We start from the raw sequence: 9,536 nt of genomic DNA on the forward strand, positions 1-9,536 counted from the left end.
CGAAGGTCCGCGCCCCGTCAGTGAGTGACTGCGCGTCGTTTCTGGACTCGCGAAAGGCGGCAGCCCGAAGGCCGGTGCCTTGGGGCTGGTGCCTGCTAGGAGGCGCGGCGGGCGCGGGCGGCGCGACGCTTGAGGGCGCGTCGCTCGTCTTCGCTGAGCCCACCCCAGACACCCGAGTCCTGGCCGGTCTCAAGCGCGTACTGCAGGCAGACCTCGGTCACATTACAACGGGCGCACACGGACTTCGCCTTCTCGATCTGGTCCACAGCGGGGCCAGTGTTGCCAACCGGAAAGAAGAGTTCCGGGTCGGCGGTGAGGCAGGCAGCTTTGTCGCGCCAGTCCATAGGGGTGCTCCTTGATTGCGGGGATGCCTGGCCGATTGGCCGAAGATGATGAGGCTGCCGGTTGCAGGAAGGTAACGGATCTGCAGAATGAGACCTGCTCACGTCCCTGTGAGCGTCAACCGGGCCTCAAATATGGTCGCATAATGGTGGAGTCAAATCAATAGTTTTGTATGGGATATCTCTGTGAATGAACGCTCTGACCGCCATTCGGACGGTAAAGGCGCCCCTGGAGCGTCATTTCGGCCCCGCGCGCTGCTCCTCCTCGCCACCCTCCTCGCCGCGGAGGCTGCCCTCCTCTGGGCGGCGGCCGCCTGGCTCGTGCTCGAGTTGATCATGGCGACCCCTGTCTCCCTGGCGAGCGCTCTCGCGATCCTGGTGCTCGTGCTCATCGCCGCGGCCTGGGTCACCGCGATCGCAATCAATTCGCTGCGCCGGCGCACCTGGATCCGCGGCGCGGCCGTCACCTGGCAGCTGGTGCAGATCGCCGTTGCGGTGGGCTGTTTTCAGGGCCTCTACGCCCGGGCCGATCTCGGCTGGGCGCTGCTCCTGCCGTCACTGGCCGTGCTGGCCCTGTTGTTCATGCCGCGAGTGATCGCCGCGACGACGTCCGCGCCGGGCGGGGACGACGCCACCGGCACCCAGCGCGGATAGCCGCAAGCGGCCCGGGCAAGCCCTGGTCGCGCGGTGTGCGGCCCTGGGCGTGCCGAACGCCCGCCTGCACGATTGACGTCACCCGGCGTCACAGGAAGCGTCGAGGCGTCGTACGGCCGGTGTTGCGCGCCGGCGCCGGGCCGTCGAGGTCCGGCTCGGACTCAGGCGTCGAGGCCGAGCCTCTTCCGCAGGCCGGCCACGTGCCCGGTGGCCTTCACGTTGTAGAGGGCCAGCGTGATCAGTCCGGCCTCGTCGATCACGAAGGTGGAGCGCAGCACCCCGGTGACGGTCTTGCCGTAGAGATTCTTCTCGCCCCAGGCGCCGTAGGCGTTGTGAGCGGCGAGGTCGGTGTCGCTGAGCAGCGGGAACGTGAGATGGTCGTTTTCGTGGAAGGACTTCAGCTTCGCCGGGGAGTCCTTGGACACCCCGAGCACCCGGTACCCGGCCGCCGCGAGCGAGCCGAGGTTGTCCCGGAAGTCGCAGGCTTCCTTCGTGCAGCCGGGCGTCATCGCGGCAGGGTAGAAGTAGAGCACGACCTTCGAACCCGCGAAATCGGCCAGGGAGACGGATGCCCCGTCCTGGTCCGTCAGGGTGACGCTGGGGGCAGTGTCGCCGGCCGCGAGGCGCGTGGAGTCCGTCATGCCTCCACGGTACCGGTTCGGCACGCCCCGCGTCCGTGCACCCTGCCCGTCGAATTCGACGGGGCGAGGACGGTGGGCCGAGCCGGCCGGCTGTCAGTGGGCGGGCACCGCCGCGAACGTCGCCAGCAGGCGCTGCAGCGAATCCAGGCGGGCCTTGCCCGTGTCGCCGAGCTTGCCGGCCGCCACGGCCTCGTTGATCGCGCAATCCGGCGAGTTCGGCAGGTGGGTGCAGCCTCGCGGGCACTTCTCCGCGATCGCGGCAAGGTCGGTGAACGCCCTCAGGATGTTGTCGGTGTTGATGTGGCCGAGGCCGAAGGAACGCACGCCGGGAGTGTCGATCACCCAGCCGCGCCCGGCCTCCGTTTCGAGGCGAAGCGAGATCGTGGACGACGACGTGTGCCTGCCGCGGCCGGTGACCGTGTTGACGACGCCGACGGCGCGGTGAGCGTCGGGCACGAGAGCGTTGACGAGGGTGGACTTGCCCACGCCGGAGTGGCCGACGAAGACCGTGTCGTGCCCGACCAGGGCGGCGGAGATCTCGGCCAGCGGCATCGCGTCGTCGCGGCTCTCGAAGACGGGCAGGTCGAGGCCGGCGAAGTTGCTGAGGAAGACGGCCGGGTCGGCGAGGTCGGTCTTGGTGATGCACAGGATCGGGGAGACCCCCGCGTCGTAGGCGGCGACCAGGTAGCGGTCGACGAGGCGAATGCGCGGCTCGGGATTCGCCGCGGCGACCACGATGAGCATCTGGTCGGCGTTGGCGACGATGACGCGCTCGACGGCATCCGTGTCGTCGGCGCTGCGCCGAAGCAGGGTGACGCGCGGCACGATCCGCACGATGCGGGCCAGGCTCCCCTCCGCCCCAGTCGTGTCGCCGACGATGTCGACCCGGTCGCCCGTGACGACCGCGTGCTTGCGCAGCTCGCTCGCCCTGGCCGCGGTCACCCGGCGTTCGGGAGGAAGGCCCTCGTCGAGCATGACCGTGTAACGGCCGCGGTCGACGGAGAGGATGCGGCCGGTCAGCGCGTTCTCGTGGTCCGGCCGGGTCTTGGTGCGGGGTTTGTTCCCCTTGCGGTTCGGGCGCAGCCGCACGCTGGATTCGTCGAACTCAGGTTCGTCGTCGTCATCGGCGCTCGCCCACCAGGTCATGTCGGCACGACCGGTGCGGTCCCGGGCGCGACGAGGGTCTGCCAGAGGTCGACGAACTGGGGGAGGGTCTTCGCGGTGGTGCCGATGTTCTCGATCTCCACCCCGGGGACGACGAGGCCGATCAGGGCGCCGGCGGTCGCCATCCGGTGGTCGTCGTAGCTGCGCCAGTGACCGCCGTGCAGCGGTCGGGGGTCGATCCGCAGGCCGTCGGGAAGTTCGGTGACGGCACCGCCGAGACCGTTGATCTCGGCGGTCAGGGCGGCGAGCCGGTCGGTCTCGTGGTGGCGGATGTGCCCGATCCCGGTGATGGTGCTCGGCGAATCGGCCAGCGCGGCGAGAGCGACGAGGGCGGGCGCGAGTTCCCCGCCGGTGGACAGGTCGAGGTCGGCCCCGGACAGTCGTTCGCCCGCAGACACGGTCAGGCGGTCTCCGACCAGGCTGACCCGCGCTCCGAACAGGGGGAGCAACTCGGCGAGGTCCGCGCCGACCTGGGTCGTGTCCGACGGCCAGCCGGTGATCGTGACGGTGCCGCCGGCCACCAGCGCCGCGGCGAGGAACGGTGCCGCATTGGAGAGATCCGGTTCGATGTCGACCTCGGCGCCGGCGATCGGGCCGGGCGGGACGACCCATTCTCCGATCGACGGGCTCAGCACGACGACGCCGCGACGGGCGAGGGTGGCGATGGTCATCTCGATATGGGGGAGGCTCGGCAGGCGCTCGCCGGAGTGGCGGAGGTGGAGGCCGTGCTCAAGCCTGGCGCCGGCGAGCAGGAGGCCGGAGACGAACTGGCTGGAGGTGGACGCGTCGATCGTGACCTCGCCGCCGGCCAGGGTGCCGGTGCCGTGAACGGTGAACGGCAGGGCGCCTCGGCCGTCGTCGTTGATGTCGGCGCCGAGTGCGCGCAGGGAACTGATCGTGGTCGCCATGGGCCGGCGACGGGCGCCGGCGTCGCCGTCGAAGGTGGTGGGGCCGAGCGCGAGGGCGGCCACCGGCGGCAGGAACCGCATCACCGTGCCGGCCAGGCCGCAGTCGATCGTGGTCGAGCCGACGAGCTCTCCCGGGGTGACCCTGAGGTCGGGGCCGTACTCACCGGCGCCGGGGACCGACTCGATCGTGGTGCCGAGCTGGCGGAGGGCGGCGACCATCAGGTCGCTGTCCCTGGAGTGCAGCGGGGAGCGCAGAAGGGAAGGCCCCTCGGCGAGGGCAGCGAGCACCAATTCGCGGTTGGTGAGGGATTTCGACCCCGGCAGGGAGAGGCCGGCGTCGAGCGGACCGTCGGCCGTGGGCGCGGGCCACCACTCGTTCGTCTCCTCCGGCGAGGTGTCGCCGTAGGGATCGAACTCAGGCTTGGAATATCTCGAGATCAACATCGGTTATCAGAATAGTCGGTGATGAATGGATGAGGGAGGCACGGATGGCGCTGTCCACGGTGCTGGAGCGACCGAACGTGTTCGATGCCGACGAACTAGAATCGTCGGTGATGACAACTGATGCGACCGACCTGCGCGACCTGTTCGAAGAGCAGGCCCTGCCCTTTATCGACCAGCTGTACGCGGCGGCCATGCGGATGACCCGCAATCCCTCCGATGCCCAGGACCTGGTCCAGGAGACCTTCGTGAAGGCCTTCGCCGCCTTCAAACAGTTCGAGCAGGGCACCAACCTCAAGGCCTGGCTGTACCGCATTCTGACCAATACCTTCATCAACACGTATCGCAAGAAACAGCGCGAACCGTACCAGGGCACCATCGACGACCTCGAGGACTGGCAGCTGGGCGGGGCGGAATCGACCACCGCCATGGCGAGCCGGTCGGCCGAGGCCGAGGCCATCGACCACCTGCCCGACAGCGCGGTCAAGGACGCGTTGCAGTCCATTCCGGAGGACTTCCGGCTGGCCGTGTACTTCGCCGACGTTGAAGGCTTTTCCTACCAGGAGATCGCCGAAATCATGAAAACACCCATTGGCACTGTGATGAGCCGCCTGCACCGTGGCCGGCGGCTCCTTCGCGACCTGTTGTCCGGCTACGCCCTCGAGCGCGGTCTGGGCACGGCAGCGACAGGCCACACTCAAACCGGGAGCACATCAGCATGACCGACTGTGGATGCGAGAAGGCCAAGGCCGAACTCGAGGAATACTTGCACAATGAACTCCGGGGGGAGGACGCCTCCGACATTCAGGAGCACCTCGCCCACTGCGGCGACTGCAGCGATGAGCATCTCGTCGGGCGGACCCTCACCGAGGCCGTGCAGCGCGCCTGCCGGGAGACCGCTCCGGAGGACCTGCGCGACCAGGTGCTGCTGAAGCTGCGTACGATCCAGTCGGCGCACTGAGCGCGCGGGGTCAGGTCGTGGCCGCCTGATCCACGGAGCCGAGCACGAACATGGCCCCGGTCCGGTCGGAGACGCGTGCGAACGTGCCGAACTCCGACTCCCACGGCTCATGCAGCACGGTGCCGCCGAGTTGGGTGACCAGGGCGGCAGCGGCCGACACATCGGCCACGCCGAGGTACAGCTGCCAGTGTGAGGGAACCCCCGCCGGCAGATGCGCCGACGCGTCGAAGACGCCGGCGACCAGCGCACCCTCCGCGCCGATGGTGCTGTAGCGGAACTCGTCGGTGTCGCTGAGCACGCTGGGCGTCCAGCCGAAGACGGTCTCGTAGAACGCGACCGCTGCGGGGTAGTCCAGGGTGTTCAACTCATGCCAGACCGGGCTGCCCACCTCGCCGAAAACGCCGAATCCGTTGAAGTCGATGGGCTGCCACACGCCGACGGCCGCTCCGGTCGGATCAGACACGATGGCCATCCGTCCCATTGACCCGATCGTCATCGGTTCGGCGAGCACCTGGCCGCCCGCGGCCCGTGCGGCCACGGTCGTGGCGTCCACGTCCTCGACGGCCAGGTAGGTCGACCAGGCGTCCGGCGCCTGAGAGCCGGGCATCTGCACGGCCATGCCGGCGACGTCGGCGTCACCTCGCCGGAAGGTGACGTACTCGCTGCCCTCCAGATCGGACCGGACCGCCGTCCAGCCGAAGAGCCGGCCGTAGAACTCGCGGGCCCCGTCGGGGTCGGAGGTCATCAGATCGGCCCAGCACGGTTCGCCGAATCGGGTTTCATCGCGTGCGGGCATGGTGGCGGCTCCTGTCGACGGGGATCTTCCCAGCCTAGAACGGTCGCCCGGCTCCGGCAACGGGTCGGGGCCCGGCTGCCGGTACGGTGCTAGATCGTCAGCGCCCTGCTGATCAGGTCCGCCTGCTCGGCGGCGTGGCGCTTGGCCGACCCGGCTGCCGGCGACGCCGACGCCGCCCGCGAGAACAGGGTCACCGGGCGCGGGCCCAGCTTGTTGGTCTCCAGGTAGAAGAACGGCCAGGCACCCTGATTCTCCGGCTCGTCCTGCACCCAGGCGAGTTCGGCATCCGGATACTGGTCGGCAACCTGCTTGAGCTCGACCTTGGGCAGCGGGTAGTACTGCTCCATCCGGACCAGAGCGATCTCGGGGTTGGGGCTCTTCTCGAGTTCGCTGAGCAGGTCGTAGTAGAGCTTGCCGGCCATGAACAGCACCCGCTTGACCCGGGACTTGTCGGTGATCCGGGCGTCGTCGATGACCGGTTCGAACCGGCCGGAGGTGAAGTCGGCGACGCTGCTGGTCGCCCCGCGCAGGCGCAGCATCGACTTGGGCGTGAAGACCACCAGCGGCCGCCGCGGCCGCATGTAGGCCTGGCGGCGGAGCAGGTGGAAGTACGACGCCGGCGTCGACGGGCGGGCGACGGTCATGTTGTCTTCCGCGCAGAGCTGCAGGTAGCGTTCGATCCGGGCGGACGAGTGGTCAGGACCCTGACCCTCGTAGCCGTGCGGCAGCAGCAGCACGACGGATGACCGCTGGCCCCACTTCTGCTCCGCGGAGGACACGAACTCGTCGATGACGGTCTGCGCGCCGTTGGCGAAGTCCCCGAACTGGGCTTCCCAGAGCACGAGGGCGTCGGCGCGTTCCACCGAGTAGCCGTACTCGAAGCCCATGGCCGCGTATTCGCTGAGCAGCGAGTCGTAGATCCAGAACCGGGCCTGGTCCTCGCTGAGGTTCGCCAGCGGCAGCCATTCCTGGCCGTTGACACGGTCGTGCAGCACCGCGTGGCGCTGCACGAACGTGCCGCGGCGGGCATCCTGGCCGGCGAAGCGCACCGGAGTGCGCTCGAGCAGCAGGGAGCCGAGGGCGAGCAGTTCGCCGAAGCTCCAGTCGATGTTGCCGTTGCGGCTCATGTCGAGGCGCTTCTGCATCAGCTGCTGCAGCTTGTTGTGCACCGTGAACCCGGCCGGCTTGTTCATGAACGCGTCACCGATGAGGTGGACGACGGCCTCGGGCACGCCGGTGGTGGCCGGTTCGCCGACCACGTCGTCCTGGGCGTGGTTCTCGCCGAGTCCGCGCGAGCCGGAGCCGGTGGCGCCGACGATCGGGATCGACGAGGACTGTGCCGCGTGCGTCTCCATGAAGGCGCGTTCCAGCCGGTCCTGGAAGTCGCCGTGGGCGGCCTCGTATTCCGCCTGGGTGATGTCGCCACGGCCGACAAGAGCCTCCGTGTACAGCTTCCGGACCGAGCGCTTCGCCTCGATCAGGTTGTACATCAGCGGCTGGGTCATCGAGGGGTCGTCGCCCTCGTTGTGGCCGCGCCGGCGGTAGCAGACGAGGTCGATGACGACGTCGCGCTTGAATTCCTGGCGGTACGCGAACGCGAGTTCGGCGACCCGCACCACGGCCTCCGGGTCGTCCCCGTTGACGTGGAAGATGGGCGCCTGGATGGTCTTGGCGACGTCCGTCGAGTAGACCGAGGTGCGGCCGTCGCCCGGCAGGGTCGTGAACCCGACCTGGTTGTTGACGACGAGGTGGATGGTGCCGCCGGTGCGGAATCCGCGCAGCTGGGACATCTGCAGGGTTTCGAGCACGATGCCCTGGCCGGCCATCGCGGCGTCGCCGTGGACGAGCACGGGCAGGGTGGAGAAGGTGCCGATCGGCTTGCGGTCCTGCTTGGCGCGCACGATGCCCTCGAGCACGCCGTCGACGGCCTCCAGGTGGGACGGGTTCGCGGCCAGGTAGACCGGCATCTCCGTGCCGTCGGTGGCGCGGAAGGTGCCCTCGGTGCCCAGGTGGTACTTGACGTCGCCGGAGCCCTGCACGGTGCGCGGGTCCTGGGTGCCCTCGAACTCGCGGAAGATCTGGCCGTACGTCTTGCCGGCGATGTTGGTGAGCACGTTCAGGCGGCCGCGGTGGGCCATGCCGATCGCGACCTCGTCGAGCCCGGCATCCGCCGCGCCCTGCAGGATCGCGTCGAGCAGCGCGATGGTGCACTCGCCGCCCTCGAGGCTGAACCGCTTCTGGCCGACGTACTTGGTCTGCAGGAAGGTCTCGAAGGCCTCCGCCTCGTTGAGCTTGCCGAGGATGCGCATCTGCTCGTCGTGGGTGGGCTTGACGTAGGTCTTCTCGATCTTCTCCTGCACCCACTTGCGCTGGGCCGGGTCCTGGATGTGCATGTACTCGATGCCCGTGGTGCGGCAGTAGGAGTCGCGGAGCACGCCGAGGATGTCGCGGAGCAGCATCAGGCGTTTGCTGCCGAATCCGCCGGTGACGAACTCGCGGTCGAGGTCCCAGAAGGTCAGCCCGTGGTTGGAGATGTCCAGGTCGGGGTGGGTGCGCTGGGTGTATTCGAGCGGGTCGATGTCGGCCATCAGGTGGCCACGCACGCGGTAGGCGTTGATCAGCTCCTGGACGCGCGCGGTCTTGTCGACGGCGCTGGCCAGGTCGACGCTGATGTCCGGCGCCCAGTGGATCGGGTCGTACGGGATGCGGAGGGCGGAGAAGATATCCTCGTAGAAGTTGTGCCCGCCGATCAGCAGCTCGTGCACGATCTTCAGGAACTCGCCGGAGCCTGCGCCCTGGATCACCCGGTGGTCGTAGGTGCTGGTGAGGGTGATCGTCTTCGAGATGGCCAGGCCGGTCAGCGTCTTGACGCTGGCGCCCTGGAACTCGGCCGGGTAGTCGAGCGCGCCGGCTCCGATGATGCAGCCCTGGCCCTTCATCAGCCGCGGCACGGAGTGCACGGTGCCGATGCCGCCCGGGTTGGTGAGGGACACCGTGGCGCCGGAGAAGTCGTCGGCGGTGAGCTTGCCGGTGCGGGCACGGGTGACGAGGTCCTCATAGGCGGAGAGGTACTCGCCGAATGTCATCGTGTCGGCGCGCTTGATCGCGGGGACCATCAGCGACCTGGTGCCGTCGGGCTTGGGCAGGTCGATCGCGATGCCGAGACCCACGTGGGCGGGGGCGATCACCGACGGCTTGCCGTCGACCTCGTTGTAGTACACGTTCTGGCTCGGGAACATCCTGAGTGCGTTGATCAGCGCCCAGCCGATCAGATGCGTGAACGAGACCTTGCCGCCGCGGGAACGGCGCATGTGGTTGTTCATCACGATGCGATTGTCGATCAGGAGCTTGGCGGGGATTGTGCGCACGCTCGTGGCGGTCGGCACGGTCAGGCTCATCGCCATGTTGGCGGCGAGGCTCTTCGACATGCCGCGCAGGGGGGTGACGACGTCCTGGGCTTCGGCGGTCTGCTCCTCGGTCGCGACGGGCTGCGGCGTCGTGAGGGGGGCGTCGGCAGGCACGGGGACCGGCTTGGGCGCGACCCCGGTGGTGCGGGCGGTGCGCTGGCCGCCGACGATGGGGATCGGGGCCGTGATCGGCGCGGCCTCGGCAGCGGCGGGCGCAGCGGCG

General features: G+C 68.9%; 9 protein-coding genes. 3 read left to right on the top strand and 6 right to left on the bottom strand.

All coding sequences use genetic code 11. The features are described 5' to 3' along the window. Nucleotides 1–95 precede the first annotated feature (95 nt). A complete protein-coding gene (locus E3T48_RS09035) occupies nucleotides 96–344 on the bottom strand; it encodes a WhiB family transcriptional regulator (protein ID WP_035837005.1) in 249 nt (82 codons plus the stop codon). A gap of 183 nt (nucleotides 345–527) precedes the next feature. Between E3T48_RS09035 and E3T48_RS09040 the strand changes: the two genes are divergently transcribed. Next, nucleotides 528–995 carry a hypothetical protein gene (locus tag E3T48_RS09040; RefSeq protein ID WP_241986747.1) on the top strand — a complete coding sequence of 156 codons (468 nt, stop codon included), beginning with the start codon at nucleotides 528–530 and terminating at the stop codon, nucleotides 993–995. A 161-nt stretch (nucleotides 996–1,156) separates the two neighbouring features. On the opposite strand, the gene bcp is transcribed toward E3T48_RS09040, so the two are convergent. The 3 genes from bcp to aroA form a co-directional block, all read right to left on the bottom strand. Further along, nucleotides 1,157–1,636 (bottom strand): thioredoxin-dependent thiol peroxidase, encoded by a 480-nt coding sequence (gene bcp, locus E3T48_RS09045; protein WP_134523735.1) that lies wholly within the window; start codon nucleotides 1,634–1,636, stop codon nucleotides 1,157–1,159. Between the two features lie 93 nt (nucleotides 1,637–1,729). Next, entirely contained in the window at nucleotides 1,730–2,782 is a 1,053-nt protein-coding gene (gene rsgA / locus E3T48_RS09050; protein ID WP_134523736.1) for a ribosome small subunit-dependent GTPase A, read from the bottom strand. Beyond that, nucleotides 2,779–4,152 (bottom strand): 3-phosphoshikimate 1-carboxyvinyltransferase, encoded by a 1,374-nt coding sequence (gene aroA / locus E3T48_RS09055; protein ID WP_134523737.1) that lies wholly within the window; start codon nucleotides 4,150–4,152, stop codon nucleotides 2,779–2,781. The genes rsgA and aroA overlap by 4 nt, the downstream gene beginning before the upstream one ends. A gap of 110 nt (nucleotides 4,153–4,262) precedes the next feature. Between aroA and E3T48_RS09060 the strand changes: the two genes are divergently transcribed. Next, on the top strand, nucleotides 4,263–4,871 hold the full coding sequence (locus E3T48_RS09060; protein WP_198417646.1) for a sigma-70 family RNA polymerase sigma factor: 609 nt from the start codon (nucleotides 4,263–4,265) through the stop codon (nucleotides 4,869–4,871). Beyond that, on the top strand, nucleotides 4,868–5,110 hold the full coding sequence (locus tag E3T48_RS09065) for a zf-HC2 domain-containing protein (RefSeq protein WP_134510712.1): 243 nt from the start codon (nucleotides 4,868–4,870) through the stop codon (nucleotides 5,108–5,110). Before E3T48_RS09060 ends, E3T48_RS09065 begins: the two co-directional genes overlap by 4 nt. A gap of 10 nt (nucleotides 5,111–5,120) precedes the next feature. On the opposite strand, the gene E3T48_RS09070 is transcribed toward E3T48_RS09065, so the two are convergent. Both E3T48_RS09070 and E3T48_RS09075 read right to left on the bottom strand, forming a co-directional pair. Beyond that, nucleotides 5,121–5,906 carry a VOC family protein gene (locus tag E3T48_RS09070; RefSeq protein ID WP_134523739.1) on the bottom strand — a complete coding sequence of 262 codons (786 nt, stop codon included), beginning with the start codon at nucleotides 5,904–5,906 and terminating at the stop codon, nucleotides 5,121–5,123. Between the two features lie 89 nt (nucleotides 5,907–5,995). Continuing rightward, nucleotides 5,996–9,536: multifunctional oxoglutarate decarboxylase/oxoglutarate dehydrogenase thiamine pyrophosphate-binding subunit/dihydrolipoyllysine-residue succinyltransferase subunit (locus E3T48_RS09075; protein ID WP_134523740.1), on the bottom strand; the 3,541-nt coding region annotated here is incomplete at its 5' end.

Origin of the sequence: Cryobacterium fucosi, from assembly GCF_004403515.1 — a bacterium.
Classification (GTDB): domain Bacteria; phylum Actinomycetota; class Actinomycetes; order Actinomycetales; family Microbacteriaceae; genus Cryobacterium; species Cryobacterium fucosi.